Annotated in this window: 13 protein-coding genes and 1 riboswitch; of the genes, 2 read left to right on the forward strand and 11 right to left on the reverse strand. The window is 65.8% G+C overall.

Annotation, left to right across the window (positions count from 1 at the left end):
* Nucleotides 1-23: 23 nt before the first annotated feature.
* The 11 genes from J2X06_RS10925 to J2X06_RS10975 all read right to left on the reverse strand — a co-directional run bounded on the left by J2X06_RS10925 (nucleotide 24) and on the right by J2X06_RS10975 (nucleotide 22,621).
* Nucleotides 24-5,117 carry an OmpA family protein gene (locus tag J2X06_RS10925; RefSeq protein WP_310062230.1) on the reverse strand — a complete coding sequence of 1,698 codons (5,094 nt, stop codon included), beginning with the start codon at nucleotides 5,115-5,117 and terminating at the stop codon, nucleotides 24-26.
* Between the two features lie 20 nt (nucleotides 5,118-5,137).
* Complete coding sequence (locus J2X06_RS10930) at nucleotides 5,138-12,613, reverse strand: isopeptide-forming domain-containing fimbrial protein (RefSeq protein WP_310062233.1); 7,476 nt, start codon at nucleotides 12,611-12,613, stop codon at nucleotides 5,138-5,140.
* Between the two features lie 75 nt (nucleotides 12,614-12,688).
* Nucleotides 12,689-12,778: riboswitch (cyclic di-GMP riboswitch) on the reverse strand.
* Nucleotides 12,779-12,835: 57 nt separating this feature from the next.
* Nucleotides 12,836-14,233 (reverse strand): AgmX/PglI C-terminal domain-containing protein, encoded by a 1,398-nt coding sequence (locus J2X06_RS10935; protein ID WP_310062236.1) that lies wholly within the window; start codon nucleotides 14,231-14,233, stop codon nucleotides 12,836-12,838.
* 10 nt (nucleotides 14,234-14,243) lie between these two features.
* A complete protein-coding gene (locus tag J2X06_RS10940; RefSeq protein ID WP_310062239.1) occupies nucleotides 14,244-14,750 on the reverse strand; it encodes an ExbD/TolR family protein in 507 nt (168 codons plus the stop codon).
* On the reverse strand, nucleotides 14,747-15,253 hold the full coding sequence (locus J2X06_RS10945; protein WP_310062243.1) for an ExbD/TolR family protein: 507 nt from the start codon (nucleotides 15,251-15,253) through the stop codon (nucleotides 14,747-14,749). Before J2X06_RS10945 ends, J2X06_RS10940 begins: the two co-directional genes overlap by 4 nt.
* 22 nt (nucleotides 15,254-15,275) lie before the next feature.
* Nucleotides 15,276-15,953, reverse strand: a complete 678-nt coding sequence (locus tag J2X06_RS10950) for a MotA/TolQ/ExbB proton channel family protein (RefSeq protein ID WP_310062245.1) — start codon at nucleotides 15,951-15,953, stop codon at nucleotides 15,276-15,278.
* A gap of 61 nt (nucleotides 15,954-16,014) precedes the next feature.
* A complete protein-coding gene (locus J2X06_RS10955; protein WP_310062248.1) occupies nucleotides 16,015-16,362 on the reverse strand; it encodes a hypothetical protein in 348 nt (115 codons plus the stop codon).
* Complete coding sequence (locus J2X06_RS10960; protein ID WP_310062251.1) at nucleotides 16,362-16,916, reverse strand: tetratricopeptide repeat protein; 555 nt, start codon at nucleotides 16,914-16,916, stop codon at nucleotides 16,362-16,364. Before J2X06_RS10960 ends, J2X06_RS10955 begins: the two co-directional genes overlap by 1 nt.
* 76 nt (nucleotides 16,917-16,992) lie before the next feature.
* Nucleotides 16,993-20,175 carry a tetratricopeptide repeat protein gene (locus J2X06_RS10965; protein WP_310062253.1) on the reverse strand — a complete coding sequence of 1,061 codons (3,183 nt, stop codon included), beginning with the start codon at nucleotides 20,173-20,175 and terminating at the stop codon, nucleotides 16,993-16,995.
* A complete protein-coding gene (locus J2X06_RS10970; RefSeq protein WP_310062255.1) occupies nucleotides 20,172-22,100 on the reverse strand; it encodes a tetratricopeptide repeat protein in 1,929 nt (642 codons plus the stop codon). Before J2X06_RS10970 ends, J2X06_RS10965 begins: the two co-directional genes overlap by 4 nt.
* A 5-nt stretch (nucleotides 22,101-22,105) precedes the next feature.
* Nucleotides 22,106-22,621 carry a hypothetical protein gene (locus J2X06_RS10975; RefSeq protein WP_310062256.1) on the reverse strand — a complete coding sequence of 172 codons (516 nt, stop codon included), beginning with the start codon at nucleotides 22,619-22,621 and terminating at the stop codon, nucleotides 22,106-22,108.
* A 197-nt stretch (nucleotides 22,622-22,818) separates the two neighbouring features.
* Between J2X06_RS10975 and J2X06_RS10980 the strand changes: the two genes are divergently transcribed.
* Both J2X06_RS10980 and J2X06_RS10985 read left to right on the forward strand, forming a co-directional pair.
* Nucleotides 22,819-23,112, forward strand: coding sequence for a hypothetical protein (locus J2X06_RS10980; RefSeq protein ID WP_310062258.1), 294 nt, complete (start codon nucleotides 22,819-22,821; stop codon nucleotides 23,110-23,112).
* A 266-nt stretch (nucleotides 23,113-23,378) separates the two neighbouring features.
* Nucleotides 23,379-24,002 (forward strand): OmpW/AlkL family protein, encoded by a 624-nt coding sequence (locus tag J2X06_RS10985; protein ID WP_310062260.1) that lies wholly within the window; start codon nucleotides 23,379-23,381, stop codon nucleotides 24,000-24,002.
* Nucleotides 24,003-24,071 lie beyond the last annotated feature (69 nt).

Below are 24,071 nucleotides of genomic sequence, written 5' to 3' on the forward strand. Positions count from 1 at the left end.
CGCTCCCCCAGGGTTGGTCGGCGCTACATCGCGCCGACGATGTTCATGAACACACCGCGGTGGCGGTAGCTCAGGTCGGTCAGGTTTTCCGAGAAGTCGGTGAAGTTGTAGCCCACGCCGGCCTTCACGTACTCGCCAAAGTAGCGGTACACGCCAAGCAGCATGCCGCTGCGTGATTCATCCAGGTCCGGAAGGTGCAGCCTGCGGGCCTCCACCAGTCCCTCCCACTTTTCGAACAGGCGCAGGTCGGTGCGCAGGATGACCAGTTGCGCGCGGTTGTCGAAGAACTCCGGGTTCTCGCGATCCAGGCTCACCGACCCCAGGCGGTAGGCGTACTTGCCACCCAACGACCACGACGGGGTCAGTTCATAGCTGCCGTCCAGCGAGGCGATGTGGCTCTTCTGGATGAATTGCGCTGCGGTGCCGGTGGGCGTCACCTGGCCGGTGGTGGGCATGTTGTAGAAGTACGTGTACTTGGCCAGCGCGTTCAAACGGTTGTTGAGTATCGGACGGTAGCCGAAGCCCACCACGCCCTCGGTGAAGTCGCCGTCGTAGAACTGGCCCTGCGAGCTTTCGCTGATGGAGCGGTCGAGCTTGCCGACCAGGCGCCAGTCGGGCGACAACTGGTACTTGAAGTTGTTGCGGAACAGCCAGGTGGTTCGCTCCACGAACGAGGTGTCGGGCTGCTCGGCGTCGTCGGCGCGGTACTCGATGCCGCTGGAGATCCGGGTCGGGCCGTTGCTGTAGGCCACGCGCACGCCGCCGGCGCGGCGCTCCGTCTCGGCGGCGGTCTCGCTGTTCTGCAAGGTGCCCACCTCGGCATTCGCGCCCACGGTCCAACCCTCACCCAGGTTCAGCGACATGCCGGCGGCATGGGTCAGGCCCGTGGCCTCGTTGACGTCCTGATAGCGCTCTTCGGCATAGACGCTGCTGCTGTCCGACAGGCGCCGTTTCATGCCTCCAACCAGGCTGCCGCGCTGGCTGCTCAGGTTGGTGCCGTCGAGGACGTCGCCGCTCTCGTTTTCCAGCGCGTAGTTCAAGTACAGGCTGGTCTTGTCGGACACCATGTAGGTGGTCCCCAGCCGCCCGCCCGGGCCCAGATCGCCGGCCGAGGCCTCGACTTCCAGGCGCAGCTTCTCGCTGATGCGCAGCGCGGCGCCGGCGCCCATCCGGCCGTTGTCCTGGCGGTCGCCATCCTTCGACAGGGTCTGCTGGGCAAAGGCCCAAGCGTTCCAGTCGTTCGCAGAATCGTAGGCCGCCTGCACCACCGCATCGGTTCGCTCACCCTGCTCCTGGGTCAGCGGCACTACGACGCGCTGGTCTTCGCGCTTGTCGCTGCGCAAGCCCGTGGCCACGCTCCAGCGATCGTTCAACTGGTACTTGATGTCCAGCTCCGCCGCGTCAAGCGTCAGGCCCGCACCTTGTTCCCGATGATCGGCCTTGCCGACGACGCTGAGCTTCTCGCCGATCGGCAGGTCCATCGTGCCGCCGTAGTACATGCGGTCGGTCAGCGTCGCCTGGCCCGGCGCCGAGTAGCCGGCACCTTGTTCCTGCGTGTACAGGGTCAGTCTGCCCTTGCCGTTCTTCAGCAGGTCGCCGATGCCGGCACTGAGATCGGCGCGGTAGCCGTCGGCCTGTGCATCGTTGAATTGCGTTGGATCGCTGCCAGTGAAGTCGAAGCCGCCGTCATTCGAAAAGAGCGAGTGCGACGCCAGGCCCCGGGTGCGGCCACTTTGCACCTTCAACCATGTCTCGGTGCTCTTGCGAAGCGTGAGGTCCGCGCCGAGCATGTCGTTGTCCTCGACGTCGCCGCTGCTGCGGCTGCCCGTGAGGCCGACGCCGACATGGTCGTTGATCCAGACATGGGCCCGTCCGCCGGTGGTCAGCGTGTCGATCTCGTCGAAACCCGGGGCGTACTCGTAGCGCGCCACCAGCCAGGCCTCGTCTCCGGAGAGACCGCCGCTGCGCACCAGCATATTGTCGCTGCCGGTGGACGACAGCGGCTCGGAAAGCAGGATGCGGCCCTGCAGGTAGTCGATGTCGTAATCCAGGCCCGGGCGCAGGTCCACCGTGCCGGTGACCAGCCCCGAGTCCTTGTCGCGCATCTCGATGCGCAGGCGCTCCGAACCGGTGAGGATGTCCTGGTTGCGCAGGTAGAGCAGCGAGCCACCGGTGCCGCGGAACTCGTCGCGGCCGGCGATCGTGCCGGGCTCGGCGGCGAAGCCGCTGACGCTGGCACGGTGTTCGCCGAACGCCGTGGTCGCATCCGCCTTCCACTCCGCGTTGGCACCGTACAGCCCGCGATCGACCTGGGCCAGTTCGTTGCCCGCGTAGTCGGTCTGGAAGTTGCCCCACATCGCGTAGTCGTCGTCACGCTCCGCTCGCAGGTAGAACTTGCCCAGGGTCGGCGCCATCTCCTCGACGATGCCGTCATCGCCGAAGGTGGGATAGTGGTAGTCCGGATCGATGCGGCGGAACAGCGCGTCGGGGGCCTTGTCCAGGAGGTTGCCGAACAAATCCTGCACCGGACCCTCGCGCGTGTCGGCACTGGCCGTCAGGCGCCACCCATTGCCGAACTTCTCGGTGCCGAAGAAGGCCAGCCGGCCGTAGAACGACTCGCTGCGTTCGAAGGCCGTGTTCTCACCCTCCAGCAGATCGGCCGGGCCGCTGGTGCGGTCCTTGGCCACGGTCAGGTCGGCGATGCCCACGAAGAAGCGGTCGCGCTGGCGCAGTTCCAGGTCGCGCAGGTAGAGCTGACCGTTGCCCTCCGCGTCCAGCACCGCCACCTCCACGGTGTGCAGCCCATCGGGCAGGATCTCCTCGGCGATGAAGTCACCCTTGGCGTCCACCGGCACGGGACGGCCGGCCACCCACACCGTGTGCCCGTCCGGGATGCCACCGCCGCGCACCGCGACGGTGTTCGCACCGATGCGGATGTTGCGCGTAGCCAGATGGCTCTCGCCGTAACCGGCCATCGGCGGCGCGCCTTCACCCGCTGCCATCGTGGGAACTTCCGCGGCGCTGCCATCGCCATTGGCGTTGACCAGCCACAACGGGCGCAGGCTGGTCTCGTCGAACCTGCCCTGCTCGTCGTAGATGCGCAACAGGTACTGCAACTCGCGCCCGCTGGCCGGGATGCCCTCGAAGGCCGGCTGCCATTCGGCATCGCCGTTCGCGTCCAGCGCCACGATCGCCAGTGGCGTGGCCTGCGTGGACTGCCCCTTCTCGTGGATGCGCACCTCGGCGCGGTGGATGAAGCCGGTGTAGTTCGAGTACATCCGGAAGCGCACGGGCTCGCCCACCACCGCCAACTGCGGCGAGGCGGACACGGTCAGGCGTGGTTCGGCGTTCAGGTCGTCGAACTGGAAACGGATGCCGGCCTGGTCCAGTGCCACGTCGGTGCATCGCTGCACGTCGGCCGAGCTGCGGCCCGGGTCGTCGAGGGGCTTGCCGTCCACCGAGATGTGCATCGGGTTGAGACCGAAGGCATTGCCCGGCGCCAGCTCGCGGTTGAGCCGTGTGATGTCCACGCCTTCGTAGTCGTCGCGCACCGCAGGCTCGTCGTACACCACCTGCACTTCGATGTAGGAATCCGCGCCCTGGATGAAGCCCTCGTTCGGCAGGTCTGCGGACTGCACGAAACCGTGGCCCTCGTGCTCGACCTGCTCCGGCCCAAGCTGCATCTGCGTGCGGACGGTTTCCATCGTCCGGCCCGCGCGCGCCGCGGACAGACCGATGTCATCCTCGTACACGGAGGTGGTACGTCGGTCCAGGCGCTCGTTGCCGGTGTAGCCGATGAAACGCAGGCGCGCGTTCTCGCGATCCTTGACTTCATCCAGGGCACTGCGCAGGCGTTCGGTGAATCCGGCCGGGATGATCGCCTCGCCTGACTCCAGCAGCAGCACCGGAATGGGTCCCCCCGTGGGCTGGTAGATGCGGGTGATGATCTCCTTGCCTGCATCGGCCGGGCACATCTGCGGCTCTTCGGGCAGTTCCTGCAACGGGTCGTCGTACCAGAACTGCACCTCGATGCGGCGGTTCAGCGCGCGGCCCTGCGGGGTGTCGTTCGGGGCGAGGAACGTCGTGGCGCCGCGGCCGTCGCTCTGCAACGCTGCGGCAGGCAGGCCCAATGCCTGCTGCACCGCGAGGGCGGCTCGATGCGCGCGCGCCTTCGACAATGCGACCCCATCGCCGTAGATGCGCGCGTTGCGATCCGACAAGGCCATGTCATCGGCATAGCCGATGAACTTGGCGGTCACGTTCTGCTTTCCCTGCAAGTTGGCAAATGCCTTGCGCACCTGCTCGATGAACGTCGGCGTGACCTCCACGCCCTCCTCGCCGAAGTGCAGTGCGGACACCAGGTTGTTCACCCGAGTTCGACGCGCGGCTCCGTCCTGGAAACGCATCTGGCAAAGCTCCTGCACGCGACAGACCTTGATCTGGCGGAACTCCTCCTTCACGAGAACCTCCTGCTCGGTAGTCACAGCCTTGGGTTCGTCGTACCAGACTTCCACTTCCACGCGTCGGTTCTGCGAGCGACCTGCGGCCGTTGCGTTGCTCGCCACCGGACGGGTATCGCCCATGCCCTCGAAGGCGATGGCCTCCGGTGGCAGCGTCAGCGCCCGTTGCAGCAACTCCGCCACCTCGCCGGCGCGCTCACGCGCCAGGCCCTGGTTGTCGCCATAACGCGCGGACAGCTCGGTCGAAAGGCGCTGGTTGTCGGCATGGCCGACCAGGTGCAGGCGCACGTTGGCCTTGCCGCGCACCGATTCCAGCGCACGCCGGATCTTCTCGATGTCCTCGTCGCGGATGGTGATCGCGCCCGAATCGAAGTGCAGCGGCGCGATGATGCCGCTCAGCTTCACCGTCTCCATTACCTGGCCATCGACCTGCTGCTTCTCCATCCGGTCGCCGGTCACGTGCTGGAGCACGCCCGGGTCGCGCACCAGCGGACGAAACTCCTGGTCACCGGGCAGGTGGCGCTCGACGGATGCGCCCATCGGCACGTCCTTAGTGGCCTGGTCATTCGCCGCCTGATCCTCGGCCGTCTGTGCCACCGCCGTGGCGGTCATCAGGCACAGGACCAGCAGCGGCAGTCGAATGTGTTTCGTCAACATGTTCTTCTTCAACCTGGTGTTCACTTGCGCGCCCCCTCGTTGCCCACGGGGCGTTGCACCGGCGCGCCGCGTCGCCAGAAGGTCTGTTGCTCCACTGTGAGCGGGTAGCTGGCGCCGGCTGACGGCCAGGCCTGCGTGACTTGCGCCTTGATCGCGGCCAGCCGTGCTTCGACCAGGTCCGGGTCCTCGAGGTCGGCCAGATAGGACAGGCGCAGTACCGCCGGCTCCTTCACCAGCTCATCGAGCAGCGTCTGCACGCGCGGCTGCCATTGGCGGCGCAGCTGCGTGCCTCCGCGCTCGAACACCTCATCGCTGAGGTCAAGGCTCACCACGCGGAAGACCGAAGCGCCGAAGTCGATGCTCAGCGCCTTGCCGCGCGTGGCGCGCGCGATCACCGTCTGCCGGGTGGAGGGACGGTAGCCACTGGGCAGGGTCCGGTCGTCCAGCTTCAATACGAAGTTGCTGCCGCGGTCCTCGTTCGGCACCACCGCACAGGTCAGGTGGTAACGGCCGTTCGCGTCGGTGGTCGCCGCCAAACCGCGCGCGCTCACCAGGCGCACGCCACCCAGACCGCCTTCGCCTTCATCCTGGTGCCCGTTTCGGTTGGCGTCGTCGAACACCTTGCCGATGATGTCGGTGCAGTCGAAGGTCGGGTCCGGCACCACACGCACGGTGGCGGTGGCCTCGCCGGAAAGCGGGCGGTCGGAGAGACCGTTCCAGACGCGCGCGCGATTCACGAACTCGCCCTCGCCCACGCCCGCGCCAACGGCCAACAGCAGGGTGATCACGTGTTCGTCGGTGGCACGGAACTCCAGGCCACTCCATGTCAGCTGGCGACCGCTCTGGCCTGGCTCCGTCGGCACGTTATCGATGCGCGCCGAACCCGGCACATACTTGAAGCCCGCCGGGTAGGAGTCGACGGCACGCACGTCGCGCAACGACAGGCCCGAGAGGTTGCGCAGCGTAATGGTGTAGGGCACCAACTGGCCGCGCGTGACGTTCTTCATCGGCGTGGTCTTGCTGATGGCCAGCGCTTGGCCCAGGTCGAGGTCGAGCGGGATGTGGTTGTTGAAGATCTGGCTGCTGCCAGGCATGAACGTGTCGTCCATGCGCAGGTGCAGGTAGTAGGTAGTACCGGCCGAGCGCGCCGGGACCGAGGTTGGCGGCGCCAGCTCGGACACCTGCGCCTCGCAGCGCTCGGTCGTGCCTGGAATGGCATCGCTCGCACCCGCCGGGCAATTGGGCACGGAGAACGCCGCATTGTTCGCGCCCGTGCTCGGCGGCATCAGGCCCGAGGGCCCGGCCAGATAATCCGCCGACGGCGGCGCCACTTCGATCAGGTAGCTGCCGCCGGATGGGCACGCCGGGTCGGTGAAGTTCAAGTCGAAGCGGTAGAAGCCACCCTGCTGTGTGACCTGGCCCTGCTGCGCCGGGTCGGCGAAGCAGGTGGCAGGCAGTGACGAAACACCAGCCGCATCGAGCAGGCGCAGGCGCGCGCCGGCAATGGCCACGCGGTTCATCGCCTCATAGATCACGCCGTTGGGCTCGATCGGCAGGTTCAAGTTCAGCAGGTTGCTGCCGGGTTGCACGGCGATGGCATGGATGCGTTGCAGATCGTTGCCGAACACCGAGTGCGCATAACCGAGCTTGGCCGTGCTGGCGGTGGCACCGGGCGCGGTGAAGCGCACCTCCAACGCATCGGACGAGGCGTCGTTCGGGGCCACACCCGAGATCCGCCATTCACCATCGGCGTCGGTGGTGGTGGTGCGTTCCAGCTGGCCGTTGCGATACAGCTGGACGCTCCAACCTGCGAGCACGCGCTCACCCGCGTCCGCGGTCCTATTGAAGTTGGCGTCATGCCAGGCGCGGCCGCTGAACACACCGACGCCGATCATGCCGCCGACATCGAAGGCGACGCTCGCGCTCGCGGTCTGTGCCGGATCGCTCCAGCTCACCACGCCGGTGTTGGTCACGCGCGTGCCTGACGCGAGGCCGGAGGCAATGGTGGCGCGGAAGCGCAATGTGGCCGACGCGCCCGGGGCGAGATCGCCGTGGCTGCCGAAGTAATCGGCGACGATCGTCGCGCCCGACACCGTGATGCCGGCGCTGCTGCCATTGAGAGTGGCTGACCCAGCGACGTAGACGAGTTGGCCCGCCGCAGATGCCGCAAGGTCGTCGACGATCCGCACGAGGGTGGCGGGCACCGGCGAGACATTGCGCACGATCACCACGTACTCGAGCCCAGCACCCGGGAGCGCGGCACCGCCGCCGACCACCGCCACCTGCTTGTTGATGGTCATGGCCTGTGCCGCACCGACCACTACGACAGTCGGTTCGGGGCCGGTGGAGGGATTGCCGTCGCCATCGGTCAGCAGCGGCGCCAGCCCGGCGCCTGCGACCGTCGCCTGGTTCGCGATCAGCGTGCCGCCGGCGGTACCGGCATTGACCTGTACGTCGAACTGCACCACCACTGATTGGCCTGGATTGATCGTGCCGACGTTGATGCCGGCGATCAGCGGCGAGACGCCGCCATCCGGCTGGCCGACGGGCTGGCCGTTCAAGGTGAGCGAATCGGCGACCCAACTGGTGTGCTGCGGCACGTTGTCGCGCAGCATCAACTGCGTGGCGGCCGCGCGGCCGTTGTTGTAAATGCGGATGGTGTAGCGAAGCGTGTCGAGCGGATCGATCACGCCGGGCGAGGTGTTGTCGATGCGCAGCGCCACCGCCTTCTCGGCATACAGCAGCGGTGCGTTGCCTACCACGTCACGGGTCGGGTCGTTCGCGACCGGTGTGCGTGGATCGTCCGAAGGCGCTTCGTTGCCCAGGTCGGTGGCCATCACAAAGGCCTGGTTGGCGACGATGGTGCCGTCGGCCGCATTCGGGTCGACGATGACATTGAAGGTGATCGTGGCGACGTTGGCCGCGGCATTGGCCGGGTTGTCGGCGCGGACCACGCCCGCAGTCGTCTCGGCCGGCGAACTGACCGTGATGCCATTGATCAGCGGAGAGCCGTTGGGACCATCGGCCGCCGCCACGCCGTTGAGCGCGGTGCTGCCCGCCACGTAGGCGGTGTTGGCCGGCACCAGGTCGCGCAGGATCACGCCGTGCGCATGGTCGTTACCAATGTTGCGCACGGTGATTGTGTAGCGCAGCGTATCGCCGGCCATCAGCACGTTCGGGTTCGTGCCCAGATATGCCGAGACCTTCTCGACCACCAGTTGCGGCGCCGATTCGATCGGCAGCCGGGTCGGATCTTCGTCGCCGGAGACATCCGGATTGGCCTGCCCGTTGACGGTTGGATCGTCGCTGAGCGCCAGCAGCGTGTTGCCGAACTGCGCACGGGCCTGGTTGAGGACAACGGTGCCATTTGCAATCACCGGCACCAGTTGCACGCGGTACTCGACGACCACGGTTTCGGAGCCGGAACCCGCGGCGCCGAGCGTGAGGTTGCCGATGTCGATCCGGCCTGTGCCCTTCGCGCCGCCGCTGGCGTTGCTGTTGTTTACCGCGCCGACCGGCAGCGTGCCTACCAGCGCCAGCGTGCCCGGAACGAACTTCGCCGGATCATTGAGCGCGTCGAGTTCGTCGACCAGCGAGATGCCGGCGGCACTGACGTCACTGAGGTTGCTCAGTTGCAGGCGGTACTGCACCACATCGCCCGGATGCGCAGGCGTCTGGCTGACGACGGTCTTGGTGAAGTTGAGCCTGGGTGGATTGGTGAGCACCGAGTGGCTCGCGGGACCGGCGCAATAATCATTCGGTGCCGCGACCGTCGGGCAGCCGGCGCCGTTGCGTTCGAAGGCGCTGACGCCGGCGATGCCGCTCCACTCGACCAGCACGCTGTTGGCCAGCGTCGTCAGGGCCGCGACACCATTGTTCACGCGTACGTCGTAGCTGACCTGCACCGAAGCGGCTTTCGCCACATTGATCGCGGCGTTGCCGGCCGCCGTGCTCCAGCTCAGCACATACGGATTGCCCGCACTGCCATCACCCGTGATGAGCGGTGCGCCAATGCTGTTGCCGATTCCGGTGACAGTCGGGTTGCCGACGTAGGTAAGGCCGGATGCAAGCGTGTCGACCAGGCGCAGGTCGAAGGCATCGCTGGCGTTCGCATCACCGGCAGCAGTCACGGTCACCGTGTAACGCACGATGTCACCGCCGTTTGCGCCGGTCTTGTCTCCGGTCTTGGCGACGGCCACGGCCGGCTCGACGATCGTGAACGTCGCCGCGGCGCTGGCCAGTGGCGCCACCACAGTGCCACCCGGGCTGACGGCGTAGGTGTACGAAGCCGTGTTGCTGACCTGCACGCCCTGCTGGGCGGATAGGATGTTGCGCACGCGTGCGCGAAGTTCGATCGTCGCCTGCTGTCCCGCCGGGATCTGCGGGATCAGGACGTTCATCTGCGAGGCCGTGCTGCTCCCGGTCGTGGCACCGGCGACACCGGTCACGGTGACGGCAGCCAGCTCGAGGTTGGCGTCAAGCGCGTCGGTCACCGCCACGTCGAACAGCGTGGCGCTGCTCGGCGCGCTCGGTACCAGGATCGTATAGGTCACTTCCTGGCCGATCGTCGCCCCGCCCGTCGCTGGCGAGCTCAGTTGCTTCGACGGTCGCGCGCCCGGCGTGGTCACCGTGGTCGAGGCCGGGGCCGTCACATAGTCATTGAGCTGTCCCGGGCCGTCCGCGCCCGTGCGCTCTCCGGCATTGGCGCCGTCGATGCCGGTCCAGCGTGCGACGGCGGTATTGGTCAGGTCCTGGTCGGCAAGCACATCGCTGCGCACGCGGACGTCGTAGGAAACCTGGATCGACTCTCCCTCGGCGATGTCGATATCGGCATTGCCGTCGCCCAGGCTCCACACCAGTGTCTGCGGTGCGCCGGCGCTGCCATCGCCCGTGACGACAGGCGCGCCGATCGTATTGCCGGTGCCGGTGACAACCGGATTGCCAGCGTATTGCAGGCCCACGCCAAGCGTATCGGTCAGCGACACATCCAATGCGCCCGAGGCGTCATTGCCGCTGGCCGCCGTGAGCGTAACGGTGTAGCGAATGAGGTCATTGGCAGCCGCCGTGGTCCGATTCGCCGCCTTGGCGATCGTCACGGTCGGCTCGACGATGTTGAAGAACACCTGATTCGTCGCGAGCGCCGGCTCGCGGGCGCCACCATCGGACTCCGAGTACGTGAACGAGGCCGTGTTGCCCACGTCGACACCCTGCTGGGCGCCGAGCACGTTTCGGACGCGCACGCGAACGTCAACGAACGCCTGCAGCCCCGCCGGGACCTGGTCGATGGCGATGGCCACCTGCGATGCGGTGCTCGAATTGACGACGCCCGGTCCATTGACCACGCCTCCCACCGTTGCCGTCGCGCTGACGTACTCGAGGTTGGCGCTCAGCGCGTCGGTGACCTGCACGTCGTACATCGGCGAACTGCGCGGCTGGCCGGGCACGGCAATGCGATAGACGAGTTCCTCGCCAATCGTTGCCTCGCCATTGGTCGGCGATACGAGCACCTTCGTGGGCGGGCTGGGCGGCGCGCCGATGCGCACGCGGGTGGGATCCTCGTCATCGACCGCGGGGTCGGGATCGGCCTGTCCGTTGACGTTCGGATCGTCGCTGTCCGCGAGGAACGCTTCAGAGCTGCTGAGTAATTGCGCCTGGTTCACGACCATGTGAGCGTTGGCAAGCGTCGAGAGCAGCGTCACGTTGAACTCGACGCGCACGTCACCGCCCGCCGGCACATCCAGGCCGCGGATATCGATGAAGCCGGTGGCCGGATTGCTGTTGTTGACCGCCCCGGCCGGGAGCGAGGTGAACACGAGCGACCCGGCCACGAAGTCCGGTGGCAACTGGTCACGGAAAATGACGTCGTCGAACCCGGAATCCGTCGCCTGCAGGCGCAGGGTGTAATGCAGCACGTCGCCGGGCGCTGCAGTCGCCGCCGGGCTCTCACCGGTGGTGACGTTGCGCACGGTTTTTTCGTAGAAGTAGCCCGACAGCAGGACCGCGAGCGAATGCGCGTCCTCATGATCGTCCGTGCCCACCGTACCGTTGGTGAGTGCACGGGTCACCTCGACGCGCGCGGGGTTGACGCTGCTGTCGTTGTACCAGCGCGTCGCACCGGCGACGTTCGTAATGGTTGCGCCGTTCTGTGTGTCGGCATCCAGCTTGGTGCGGTACTCGAGCACCAGGTGCTCGCCCGGCGCAATGGAACCGGCTGCATCGAGCAGCGTGAGGCTCAGTTCGCAGGTGGGCGCGCCGGTATAGGACAGGGTGTAGTGCACGCCCTGTGTCAACAGAGTACCGCCGAGCTGGACTCCAGTGATCTCCGGCGTCATGTCGCACATGCCGCCAGTGGGGCCATCAGGCAAACGGTCCAGCAGCGTGACGTTCCACGCGTCGAACTGGCCCGTATTCACCGCGTCGACCGTGAACTCGCCCCACTCGCCGAGATTGAGCGTCGATCCACCGAGCACCGCCGTGCCGGTCTTGTTGACGACCAGGTTCGGTCCAGCGATCACCGTCGGGGCGGAAACACCGTTCTCGCCAGGGAGCGGGTTATAGAAAGTGCCGTCGATCAGGCGCCCGAACTGCCATATCGCCGTGTTGACGAAGGCCTTGCCCAGGACATTGGACGACGAGTTGTCGTCGAGGACCACCGTGATGTCGATCGCAAGGCGTCCACCTTGGGGGATGATGAAGCCGGGCGCGAATTTGAACTCGATCAATCCGTTCGGATTGGCGACGATCGTCGGGTTCACGGCCGCGCCGAGCGTCTGGCAGGCCAGATCCACGCACCAACGCACGCTCGGCGTCCCCACCAGGCTCAGATCGACTCCCGTACCGGGAATCTCGACGGGAAGCTGTACCGGAGGCGTGCTTGGGTCGTTGTCGTCCAGTCCGTTGACGTACACGGTGACCGGATCGGCACCGATGTTGTCGTAGAGCGTGATCCCGTGCAGATCATTCTGTGAAACGCCGTTGAGCACTTCGGTGCCGGTGGACGGGTCGATCAGGATCGGAACCCGCAACCTGTAGGTGAAAGGGACCCCCACGGCGGCATAGGCAGGCCCCTGCTTGTTGATCGACTCGACGGGAACCAGGAAGTTCTGGCAGTTCGGCCTGAGGCTGTGCAGCGAGCCGTTGACGAACCAGATCTTGTGCTGGTGCACGGCGTCGCACGCGATGTTGCCCAGGGTGAAATCGACGTTGTCGAACACCACCAGCCATCGGGCGTCCGTCTGGCCAGGCTGCGTGAAGAAGCTGATGTTGGTGTCGAGCGGGTTCGGCTGCTGGAAGTTCCTGATGATGCAGTTGCCATCGATGTTCAGGTTTGAGGGCGCGGGATTGACCACGTTCCCGTCGACCACGCCGCCGAAATCGGCGACGCAATCCGCCGCGTACGCGCCGAACGCCGTGCCAAACAGCATCAAGAAGGCGAACAGCTGGATGCGTATCCAGCTCTTCCCTGCCCCAGCGGTGCGTGCGAACCCCAGACTCATACAGCCTCACTCCATTCGTGTGCGCGCAAGCCACCAATGGACCGAGGAAGCGCCTCCCAACATCGGGGCGCTGATTCCGGCGGTCCCGCTACCATGGGGCGCGTTGCGCCCGACAGGCCGGTGACTTTGCGTCGCCACCTTTCGGTGGTTTTGCCTTTGTCGTTTTGTTGCTTGTTGCCTAGAGCGTGTTGCCTTGATGCGTCGCGATGCGACGCCATGTCATCAACCTGCCGGCAGGAAGTTCATCGGATACACGATCGTTACCGCCGGCACGTCCTTCGCGCCGAAGTTGAAGCCCCTCACGCGCGCCACGATGTCCGCGGTCAGGCCGGGCGCATCCATTTCCGAGGACTTCACCTGGGCCATCGACACGCTGCCGTCCGGCTCGATGGTCAGGCGCAGGATGACCTTGCCCTGCAATGTCGCGTCGTTGCGCAGCTCGCGTTGGTAGAGCCGGTACAACGCGGACTTGTGGCGATCGAAGACGATCTGGATCTCCTCGTCGGAGCGCCCCCCGCGCCGCGCAGCACCATTGGCGGCGGTGTCTGCGGCGGCGATCGCGTTGATTCCGCTCGTGGCCCTGGTCGTTGCGACGCCCTTGATGGCGGCCCGCTCACCGCCGCCGCCCTTGCCGAAGCTGCGACTCTCCGAGGAGAGGTTGATGCCACTGCTGCCACCCGGCGCGTTGCTGGTCAGCATGGCGCGCTCCGGACGCGCCGCGCCGGTGTCGTTACTGAGCTTGGCCGCCTTGCCGAGCTCGGCCACCGCGGGCATGTCGTCGACGGCCAGGCTGTTCTTGAATGCCAGGATGCCCTGCGGCTTGGCCGTGGGCTGCGGTGTCGGCACAGGCCGCGGTTCGACCTTCGCCGTGGCCCGGGTCGGCGTCGGCTTGCGCTCGACCTTCCTTTCAACCGGCCGGGTGAGCTCCGGCGGCGGTGGCGGCGCCTGCTCCAGCTTCCTGGCCTCCGGAATGACGGTGACCACGCGCTCCGGCAACTTCTCGGCCGCGAGCACGGGCCTCTCGGGAATCTTGATGAAAGGAAAAACGAGGGCGAATACCAGCCAGACGCACAGCGCGATGACCAGACCCTTGCGCGAACGCTGATCCTCCTCCCCGCGCATCCACAACATGAGGTGCGGGCGAACGCGATCGGCCTGGAGCTCGCGCTCGACGATCCATTCATTGCGTTGGCGCTCCATTTCCTCCTGATGCTCGAACGCTTCGTCCTCGAGCAGGAAAAGCTGTTCGTTCTGCTCGCCTATCCTCCCCACCATGTCGCTGCGGCGCGTCTCGATTTCGTCGATGCGGGCACGCAAGGACTCGGTGCGGCCGCGCGCACGGGCAATGTGCCCGGCCGACTCGCCGTTCCCGGCAAGACCGCGCCAGAACAGGTCTGCGCCGCCCGCGTGGTTCAGCTCCTCCAGCGCGTGGCACGCCTGTTCGAGCAACTTGTGCCGGACGCGTTCGCCAGCGAAGGTTTCGAGCTCGTCATCGATAGCGGCGAGATCGCGCGCAAGTTCATCGAGTCGCGCACGCGCCTGCGCAATCCGCTCGTCGAGCGAACCCGGGGCATTGGCGTCCTGGATGGTTTCGGGTTCCATGGTGTTGGTATCGGTCACGTGTCCTGCCTCAGCCGCCGTTCGGCGCGCTACCGCCCTGCTCGAGCACGGCGAGCGACAACTTGTCGTAGGCGGCCGCCGTGCAGGTCGTCATCACCTTGCGGATCACCTCGTAGGGCAAGCCCCTGTCGGCCAGCACGGTGATCTCGCGATGGGCGAGCGCAGACTGTTGGGCGGCGCCGCTCCTGGTGGTCAATGGACGCGAGAGGTACTCGCGCAACGGCTCGATCAGCGCAGCCTTTGGGTCGCGGATCTCGTCCATCGTGGCGATAGCATCGCCCTGCACAAGCAGCATGTCCCTGGTGATCGTCACCACCACCGTCTCGGCGGGCTTGGCCTCGGCGGTGGATAGCGGGATCTCCACACCCTTGGCGTTCTGGACCACTTCGACTTCGGTCGAGTAGATCAACAGGAACGCCACCATCACCGACATGATGTCGATCATGGGGATCAGGTTGAGCTGCGGATCTTCGTGCTTCTTGCGCGCGCCACGGAACGGGTTCAGCGACATCCTCATGGTGCATCTCCCACGGCGATCTTCGGGAACATTGAAATGCGGCCGCGCTCATCGGGCGTGCCAGTGAACCCATTGCTGGCAGCAGTGGTCGCGTCCGTGCTCCGGATGGCGTCCATCACCTGCACCAGGTGGTCGTACGCCACGTCCGGAGCCATCAGCACCGAGGCCGTATCGACTTCCACATGCTGGCCCTTGAGATTGGCGGCGAGCAGCGTCAGTTGCTTGAGCGGATAGGCCCCGTTCTCCACGGGCAACGCCGCAATCGTGTCGCGACCATTGGTCAGCTCCAGGCCCTCCTTGCGCACCATCACTTCAAGGCGGAAGGCGGGCTCCGTGGGTGCGCCGCCGGCGGCGCTCGGCAGGTCGAGCTGGATGATCGAAATGCGCGAGAACACCGCCGTCATCAGCAGAAAGGTGATCATCACGCTGAAGATGTCGATCATCGGCACGAGCATCAGCTCGACCGGCTTTGCCGGCGGCTTGCGACGTGGCATCAGGCCCATGGTGTTTCTCCTGTCCTTGTTCTCAGGCTGCCCGGATGTTCTGGACCGTGGCCTGCTGGGCGGCGCGACTCGTGCGCAGCGAAAGAACGTTCAGGTACTTGATCGCGGCCATCTCCAGGCTCTCGACCAGGTTCTGCGTCCTCGAAGTCAGGAAGGCATGCAGGAACAACAGCGGCACCGCGGTGCCGAGACCGAACGCCGTGCAGTTCATCGCCTCGGAGATGCTGGCCGACAGCATGTTGGCCTTCTCCGCCGGGTTGGCCGTCGCCACGGCACTGAACGCGCCGATGAGGCCGGAGACGGTGCCGAGCAGGCCGACCAAGGTCGCGAGGTTTGCGAAGGTGCCGAGGTAGTGCGTCCGCTTTTCCAGGCGCGGCACGATTTCCATGATGCCTTCCTGCATGGCCTTCTCGACGTCATCGCGACGGCGAACCGCTCCCTGCATGGCCAGGCCGGCGCCGAGCAGCCGGCCCAGCGGCGTGTTGTCCGCGCCGACAATCTCGCGGGCCTTGTCGAAGTCGCCTTCGCCCAGCGAGGGCTCGACCCGCGCCCACATGCGCTTGGTCTGCGCCTGCGCGCGGGCGATGGTCACCCAGCGCTCGATGGCGATGGCCAGGCCGACCAGGCCGATGAGCAGAATCGGCAACATCATCTTGCCGCCGGCCTCGAAGAACTGCGCTATCGAATGAAAGAAACCCATGTCACTGCCCTCACTGGAAATTCGTTGGAGATGCGGAAAAAAACGTGGTTGAAGCGTCGACTCAGTCGTCGTCCGCGTCGGAAGATCTGAGTCCGTAGAACGCGAGCTCGCGCATGAACACGTCCTTGTCGACAGGCTGCGTGCTGTCGTCGAGCAGGCGCGATATACCCGGCGCATCGGCCAGCTGCGAGCTCTTCCAGGGCACGATGACCAGTTCCTTTGGCGTCTCGTCATTGCCGACGATGGACAAGCCGGACAACACCACATCGACCCCGGGCGCGACCTCCTGTTTTGCTGCGCCGGTCGTGGTGGCTTGAGGTTCGCTCTTGGCCTTGTGCGGCGCGGGCTCGGCGGCGAACGCCGCCATCGTCACCAGCGACAAACACATGCACACGGTTGCGCGCAGCATCACTTCACCCCCTTATCGGCCCGAGCACGGGCGTTGGCGATCCAACCGGCCACCTGCTTGTCGTCAGGGACGGCCTGCTGGTAGATGAGGTAGTTGTCGAGCGCGCAGGCGGCGTCCGCGATGTACAAGTCGCAAAGCACCGCAAGGTTGAGCCTTGCAAAATGGAACCCCGGCGCGGCGGCAAGCGACTTCTCGTAGGAAGCGCGCGCCTCGCCCAACTTGCCTTGCCGGCGCTGTACCAGGCCCAGTTCGTTCCAGGCGATCGGATGCTTTGGTTGCAGTTCGAGCGCTTGCTTCAGGCTCGCCTCGGCCTGGTCCAACTCATTGGTCTTGGCGTACGCGATGCCCAGGTCCACGTAAGCGGCGGTCAGCTTGGGCTGCTTCGCCGTAATCGACTGCAACAGGGCGATGCCGTCGGCATAGCGCTCCTGGGCGAGCAGGCCAGCTGCACGGGCATAGTCGGAGCGTGTTGCGCCATCGATCTTGGCTGACTCCACGATGGTGAACCCGGTGTCGGTCACTTGCACGCCAGCGGACTCCTTGCGCGCCGCCATGGCCGTGGCCGCAACGTAGACCAGCAATAGCGCGCCGAGGCGAGCGGCGTGGCGAACTGCCCGTCGGTAGTTGTGTTTATTGCCCGCTGACATCGGCGTCTCCGTTGTTGACAGGGGTGGCAGGCGCAGCGCTTTCGACGGTGCTGGTTCCATCCGCCTCGGCAGGCGCTGCCTGGGCAGGCGCGGCTTGCGCAACCTGCGCCGCTGGCCGGATGTACTCGTATCGATCCGCCTGGGCGAGGAAGCCACTGCTCGCCTCGGGACGCGCATAGCGGGCCGGCACCAACTGGGCCAGGCTCACCAGGCTCTTCTCGATCCAGGGGCTGTGAACGCCAGCCGCCATCAGCTCGATGTTCTTCTCGTGCAGGCCGATGGCCTTTTCCTCGAACGGGAACGCCATTTCGTCGAGCTGGTCGTTGTAGTCCTGCAGGTCGGTGCCATCGAGGCCGGTCGGCCGTTCGGATTCGTTGAGCGATCGACTGAAGCTGGCGTACACCTGCGCCATGTAGAAGGTGGCGGCGGCAGTGACATCGGCCACTTCGTAGGGCACCAGCGTGTTGAAGCCCTTGATGGCCTCCGACATCGCCTTCTGCTTGGCAGCCATGCTCTTCTCGAACGGCTGCTTGAGTTCGATCGACGCGAAGCGGCCATACAGCGGCTCAACAAGCACCAGGGCGGCGCGTCCGGCCAGCGTGCGCGTGCGACTGGTGCGCTCGGCCCCGGCCCTGGCGTCGGCCTGCACCACGCTCTCCAGTTCGGCGCGGTAGCGCGCATCATTGCCACGCGCCTTGTGGATCTCCGCCATGCGCTGATGCGCTTCCAGCGCGTCGCCGAGGGGCTTGGGGAACTCGCTGACGTAGCGGGTGTAAACCGCCAGCGCGCGATCCATGTCCTTCGCATCTTCGTGCAGCTTACCCGCCAACAGCAGCGCCTCTGCGCGCAGTGCCGGATCGGTGGCCTCGTTGGCGACACGCTCGTATTCGCCGGCCGCACCGCCAAGGTCGCCGGCCTGCTGGAAGGCGTTGGCGATCTGTTTGGTCGCGTCCTTCACCAGCTCGTGGGTCGGATTGTCGCGACGGAACTCGTCCAATACCTGAGCAGCGGCCTTCCAGTCCTGCAAGCGCATCAGCGCAGCGCCCGCGTCGTACTGGGCGCCGGCACGGATCTTCGAGGACGGCGCCGCTTCCTTGATGCGCAGGAAGTGGTTTGCGGCGGTGCGGTAATCGCCTGCGGCATTGGCCGCCTCGCCCTGCTTGTAGATCGAAGCCGCGAGGTTCTCGACCAGGTCGGGGCGGGACCCATCGCCTGCCGGCGTCGCTGCCAGAACCTGCACGTAGGCCTGCTCTGCCACCGGGAACTCCGCCAACTCGAAGGACGAGTGCGCCACCACCGTCCACGCCGTGCGCTGCAGTTCCCGCGTCGCGGACGTGAATTTTTCCAGCAGTTTGCGTCCGGCATTACGCGCGGCGGCGTAGTCCTTCAGGTCGTACAAATCCTGCGCCGCGGCCACGAGCACGATCGGTGCCTGCTCGTGCTGGGGGAATGTGTCGGAAAAGCGCAGCGAGCTGTCCACGGTTGCGCGCCTGGCCTCATTCTCCTGCGATGCAGCTACCACCTTGAGGTTCTCGCGGTGCGCGAAGATCGCCGCGTAACCGGCAGCGGCGGCCTTCTCGTGGGCCGGATACCCGTAGGCGGTGCGCTCGTACTGCGTCGCCGCACCGCGGAAGTCGCCGTTTTCACGCAGCAGGTCCGCGAACTGGTAGTTCGCCCCGGGTGCCGCCGGGTCGTCGTGGAAGGAATCGAGGAAGTCGCCATACCAGCGTGCGGCTTCGGCGAAACTCTGCTGCTTCTCCTTGGCCAGGCTCGGGTCCTGGTAGCGCGCGTGGTAGTAGTTCGCCAGGTCCATCAGGTTGGACTTGACGGCTGCCACCACCTCCGGCCGCTCACCGATGGGCTGGTGCTTCCAGTACTCGGCCTTCAGGCCGTAGTTGGATGCAAACTCTCGCTTTGCCTCCACCACGAGTTGCGGGAAGCCGCCTGTCTCGTAGATGCCGATGATGCGCAGGCCGAAGTCCGGCGACGCGGCATGGAACGGATAGAGCCCGACGAAGTCCTTGTAGACCGTGGCAGCGTCCTGGTATCGCTGCTTGGACAGGTAGAACTCGCCCAGGTAGCGATACGCGTGGTCCTCGTAGGGGCGGTGGCCAAACCCGGCGAAATACTCGCCAATGGCCTCCGGCCCGCCGAGGTTGGAGAAGGACAGCGCGATGACATTGAAGGTGTCCTCGACGCGGCGATCCTCGGCCGCCGTGTGCTTCGCGCCCAGGACGTAGCCCTTGGCCACCTTGTGATCGATCAGGGCGAAATACCGGTGCAACGCCTCCTCGAACGCACCCTGCTTGTAGAACGACCAGCCAAGCTTGAAAAGTGCGGGCTCGTAGAACTCCGACGCCGCCCCCTTGGCCGCGACGCTCTGGTAGGCGTTCTCGGCATCACGGTACTTGCGCTGGGCGAAGAAGCTCTCACCCCGGCGGAACTGCACTTCGTCGACGAGCTTGGAATCCGGGTCTGTGGTGACGAGCTGCTCCATCACCGCCATCGCGTCGTCGGGCCGACCAAGCTCGTCATAGGCACGGGCCTTCTGGTAAAGCACCTGGTCGCGGTAAGCGTAGTTCGGGAACTCGGCGAGCAACTTGTCGTACAGCTGGATCGACTCGAGCGGGCCGGACTCCGCCGATGCGACACCGGCGGTGGCCGCGGTGGCGATGGCCTGCCCCTGCGCTGCGCGCTGCTCGATCTGCCGCTCGATGTCGGCAGGCGCACCGGCGCCGGCTGCGGCGCCCTTGTCCGAGGACCTGGCGACCGCGGAGATCTTCGTGACCGCTTCAGGCGCGGCCAACTGCACCAACTTCGACGACCCGGCAGCCGGCGCGACCGTCGCGGACGTCGCGGCGGACGTCGACGTGGGCACGCGATCCACCACGATCGCGGTCGTGCCGCGAACGCCGTATTCCTTTTCCAACTGCAGGTCGGCGAGGCGGCGCATCGCCTCTGGCGTCAGCTCGCTGGCCGGGGTTTCCTGCAGGAAGTGGCGGTACCCGTCCACGGCCTTTTCCAGGCCGTTGTCGACGCGGACATCCGTGGTATCCGGTTGCACTTTGCGCAAAGAGGCCAGGGTGCCGGCCCGTTCGGTATGGGCGCAAGCCGCCAGCAGCGCGAGCTGCACCGCCACCACGCCATGGCGAAGACGAAACCTCATTTGCCCTCCCCGGCCGGTGCGTCCGGCGACGCAGCCCCGCCCTGCGCCTGACTGGCGCGGTCATAGCTGTCCGCAACGGCATAGCGCGCCTGGGTCTGGTACGCCTTCAGGCGCTCCGTGCGCGCGGTGAGTTCGGTGATGGCCACCGCCTCGATCAGGGAGCCCTGCTGCTCCTGCAACTGGCCCACACGTTGCAGCGAATCGCGCACGCGGTTGCGCTGGTCCCGGATGCCGTCGTCGTAACCGGTGTAACTGTGCACGCTCGCCTGCCGCGCACGGACGAAGGCCTGGTAACGGTCCTGCAGCGAGGCGAGGTCCGCGTCCAGCTCCTCCAGATGCTCATGTGCCACGGTCAGTCGATCCGCATATTCTGTGCGCAACTGCCAGGTAATCACGCCGCGCAGACGCTCGAGCCGCTGCGCGTGCTCGCTTCGGTTCGCTTGAGGAAGGCGCGCGACGGCCGCTTCCGTCGCGTGGATGCGATCAAGCGCGATGCGCTCGTCAGCCGTCGCAAGCAGCTCCGGCCTCGGCGCGGTCAGCTGGTCATTGAGGCGTCGCGCCAGGAGGTTGCGCTGCTCCCGTCGAAGCTTGTACTGCGCATCCAGTTCGCGGAACTGCGCGTCGATCCCGGGCAACAACGGCTCGTAGTAATCCCTGCGCTGGCGGATCAGGTCGTCATAGGCATCAAAGCTGGTCTGCCAGGACTCCAGCTTGCGGCGCAGGTCTTCGAGATCGAGATAATTCTGCAACGCCGTCTGGAAGTCGTGCGAGGCCATCAGCTTGGTCAGGTAGAACGTTTCGGGTGCGTCCGGAAGCTCGCGGAGCTTCACCACCCACAACGCGTCCTGATTGACCTCCTCGCGCACCAGCGCTTTGAGGAAGTAGCCGTCGCGCACGCTGCGCGTCGATGCGTCCAGCTTCTCCAGCTCTGCCCCGAAGGAGGTCAATGCTTCGTCGTACAGAACCGCTGCGCGGCCGTGCAACTTCATCTTGGCGTAGGCATGGGGCAACGCCAGCTTCGCCTCCTGCACCGCACTGTCGGTGGCGTCGCGCGCGGCCAGGATCTTCCACGGCACGAGCGCGCGCTCATAATTTCCGGCCATCGCATCGGCCCAGCCGGCACTGAGCAACGCCTGGTCGGAATACGGCCCTTCGAGGCTGACCCGATCGAAGTAGCGCTGTGCATTGCCGAAATCGTTGGACTCGAGCATCAACCGCCCAAGCACCATGTTGGCCTTGTCGCGGATCCCGACGACGGCCGTCGAATCGTTGCGACTGGGCTCGCCGGCCCTCGCCAACTGCTGCTGGCCTTCGCTCGTCTTGCCGTCCTGCAGCAGCGCAATGCCGTAGTTGTATCCGGCAAAACCCTCCAGCCCCTCCGCGCCCTGCAGCTTCTTCAATACGGCCGCCGCTTCGGCAGGCTGGCCCATGGCGAGGTAGACGTTGGCGCGCAGGAACTCGATCTCGTCGCGGATGTCCTCAGGCACCTCCCCGCGGATGCGCTCCAGCGCATGCATCGCATCCTGCGGCTGGCCCTTCTGGAAGTGGATGCGCGCCAGGCGGAAGGCCGCCTCATTGCGCACCAGATCGTCCACGTCCGCCTCCAGTACCGCCTTGATCGCGCGCCCGGCCCGAAGGTGCATGCGGTAGTTCAGCTCAAAATCGCCGACCGAGAACTCGGCGTGACCGATCAGCGGGTACAGGGAGTCCAGCGTCTGTTCGTCCACGCGGTAGTGCTGGGCCAACTCGCTGTCGAGCCGCTGCAACGCCTCGAACCAGCGTCCCTGGTAGGCGTTGAACAACGCTTCGCCGAAGTAGGGATCCTGCGCACCCGCGTCCGGCTTCGCATCGGCGGCCATGCAGGGGCGAACCCCCGGGAGCACGACCAGGGCAAATCCCAACACGATGATGGACGCGAACCGCATCGCTCTTACCAATCCGTGACGCTGATCGAATCGCCGGACACGGCCAGGCCAATCAGCTTGGGCTTGACCTCCTTGGTGAACGCGACCGTGTCGCTGCGGCTGTACTCCTGGCCATTGGCGAGTTTGCCGCTCACCGTCACCGCGATCTGGTGCTGCCCACCGGCGATGTTGCCGGTGTACAGGCGTTGCACACCTCCCTTCTGCAGGGCTTCGAGCTCCTTGAAGCTGTAGATGTAGTGCGCCGCCGGCTGGCCATCGACCTGCACGTCCACGGAATCCAGGCGCAGCGTGTCGCCCTTGGCGAGCTGCACGAAGATCGCGAAGTGGGTGTCTGACGGGTACAGCAGCTTCTCTTCAAGCTGGCTGAGCTCGGCTGCGATGGACAGAGCGTCGGACTTGACCTCCTGCACCTGCTCGTCCAGGCCCTTCATCTGCTCGCGATAACCGTCCTGCGCCCACGCCGGCGTGCAGGCAACGGCAAGCAGGAACGGCATAGCCACCCACGGGAAAATCTTCTTCATGCAATCCCCCTCACAGTTCCCTGGCCACGAAGACGCAGCACCCCGTGCAGCCCCGCAACGGGCCGCAATGCAGTGGTCGCGCTCGTGTTGTCCCCTTGACCGGCGACTTTGCGAGGCAATCTTTCGATTGCCTTGCACTTGTCTCAGCCGGTTGAATGCGCGGCGATTAGATCAGGCCGAAAGTCCTGAGCAGTGAGATGCTCATTGCAGATCCCGGCAACACCAGGGCGGAAATTGCGGATATTTGTCAGAAGCCGACGCAATTTCTCAGGAGAAATGTGATGCGGATATTCGATGTGTCGAAACTTGAGCCATCCATTGTCGAGCATCACGATTCCAGCTCGATGCGGAGCAACATGCCCGGCTTCAGGAGCGGTGATACCTGCTGGTATCGCGCGCCACCAACCAAGGCCACCTTGTTTGATGCGGCGCATTCGATCACGGCCAATCAAGTCCAATGTGGCGAGCTGTGCGACCCGGATCTGATCTGAGGGTCAAGCCACGAGCGGGTAAGTCGCGACAGGTGGGCATTCGGGGAACGCGACAATCCATCGCTTCGCCGTCGCCATCGTCACGACGGGGCGAGGACAACTGCGCCCATTTGCCTGCGCATTGCTGCCAAGGCAATTGCGGGCAGATGTGGGCTTCGATGGCGTTGGTAACCCGGCTGGCCGCCGTTGATCGCATTTGATCATGATCAAGCGCCTTCGACGGCCCCTGCCGACACTGGAGCCCTCTCCCCATGAGGCTCCCCGCCATGCACAAGCCCCTGCTTTCCTACGCCGTCGCCATCGCTCTCGGCGCCGCCACTCTGCCCGCCGCAGCACAGTCCGCGGGCGACTGGACCCTCGGCGCTGGTGTACACGTCGTCGACCCCAAGTCCGACAACGGCCGCGTGGCCGGCGGGACGCTCGACGTCGGCGTCGATCGCGACATCAAGCCCACTTTGACCGTCGAGTACTTCGTGCACGACAAGCTGGGCGTAGAAGTCCTCGCAGCATGGCCGTTCCAGCACGACATCCAAATCGCCGGACTGGGCCGGGTCGGCGATACGAAGCAGTTGCCGCCGACGGTCTCGCTGCAGTACCACTTCAACGGACAGGACCGAGTCTCGCCGTTCTTGGGAGCCGGCATCAACTACACCGCGTTCTTCAGCGAGGACACCCGGGGCGCCCTCGAAGGCAGCAAGCTGAAGCTCGGTGACTCCTGGGGCTTGGCCGCGCACGCAGGCGTCGACTTCGCGGTTGGCCAGCGCGGCGCGATCCGCATCGACGCACGTTGGATCGACATCGATACCGACGTCTCGCTCGATGGCGCAAAGCTGGGCACCGTGGCGATCGACCCGATCGTCTACGGCGCGGCGTATGTCATGAAGTTCTGACAATCGTTGCCACTCTCGCCGTGAAGAAGGGCCGAGGCGCCACCCAGCGGCTCGTCCCTTGCAGCGCGG

Source organism: Lysobacter niastensis (genome assembly GCF_031457115.1).
Taxonomy (GTDB): domain Bacteria; phylum Pseudomonadota; class Gammaproteobacteria; order Xanthomonadales; family Xanthomonadaceae; genus Lysobacter_J; species Lysobacter_J niastensis_A.

Coding starts and splice junctions, on each gene's coding strand:
- J2X06_RS10975 (WP_310062256.1), bottom strand. CDS start 22,621: ATGAAGAAGATTTTCCCGTGGGTGGCTATGCCGTTCCTGCTTGCCGTT.
- J2X06_RS10940 (WP_310062239.1), bottom strand. CDS start 14,750: ATGAGGATGTCGCTGAACCCGTTCCGTGGCGCGCGCAAGAAGCACGAA.
- J2X06_RS10980 (WP_310062258.1), top strand. CDS start 22,819: ATGCTCATTGCAGATCCCGGCAACACCAGGGCGGAAATTGCGGATATT.
- J2X06_RS10970 (WP_310062255.1), bottom strand. CDS start 22,100: ATGCGGTTCGCGTCCATCATCGTGTTGGGATTTGCCCTGGTCGTGCTC.
- J2X06_RS10930 (WP_310062233.1), bottom strand. CDS start 12,613: ATGAGTCTGGGGTTCGCACGCACCGCTGGGGCAGGGAAGAGCTGGATA.
- J2X06_RS10950 (WP_310062245.1), bottom strand. CDS start 15,953: ATGGGTTTCTTTCATTCGATAGCGCAGTTCTTCGAGGCCGGCGGCAAG.
- J2X06_RS10965 (WP_310062253.1), bottom strand. CDS start 20,175: ATGAGGTTTCGTCTTCGCCATGGCGTGGTGGCGGTGCAGCTCGCGCTG.
- J2X06_RS10960 (WP_310062251.1), bottom strand. CDS start 16,916: ATGGCGGCGCGCAAGGAGTCCGCTGGCGTGCAAGTGACCGACACCGGG.
- J2X06_RS10955 (WP_310062248.1), bottom strand. CDS start 16,362: ATGCTGCGCGCAACCGTGTGCATGTGTTTGTCGCTGGTGACGATGGCG.
- J2X06_RS10985 (WP_310062260.1), top strand. CDS start 23,379: ATGCACAAGCCCCTGCTTTCCTACGCCGTCGCCATCGCTCTCGGCGCC.
- J2X06_RS10925 (WP_310062230.1), bottom strand. CDS start 5,117: ATGTTGACGAAACACATTCGACTGCCGCTGCTGGTCCTGTGCCTGATG.
- J2X06_RS10945 (WP_310062243.1), bottom strand. CDS start 15,253: ATGGGCCTGATGCCACGTCGCAAGCCGCCGGCAAAGCCGGTCGAGCTG.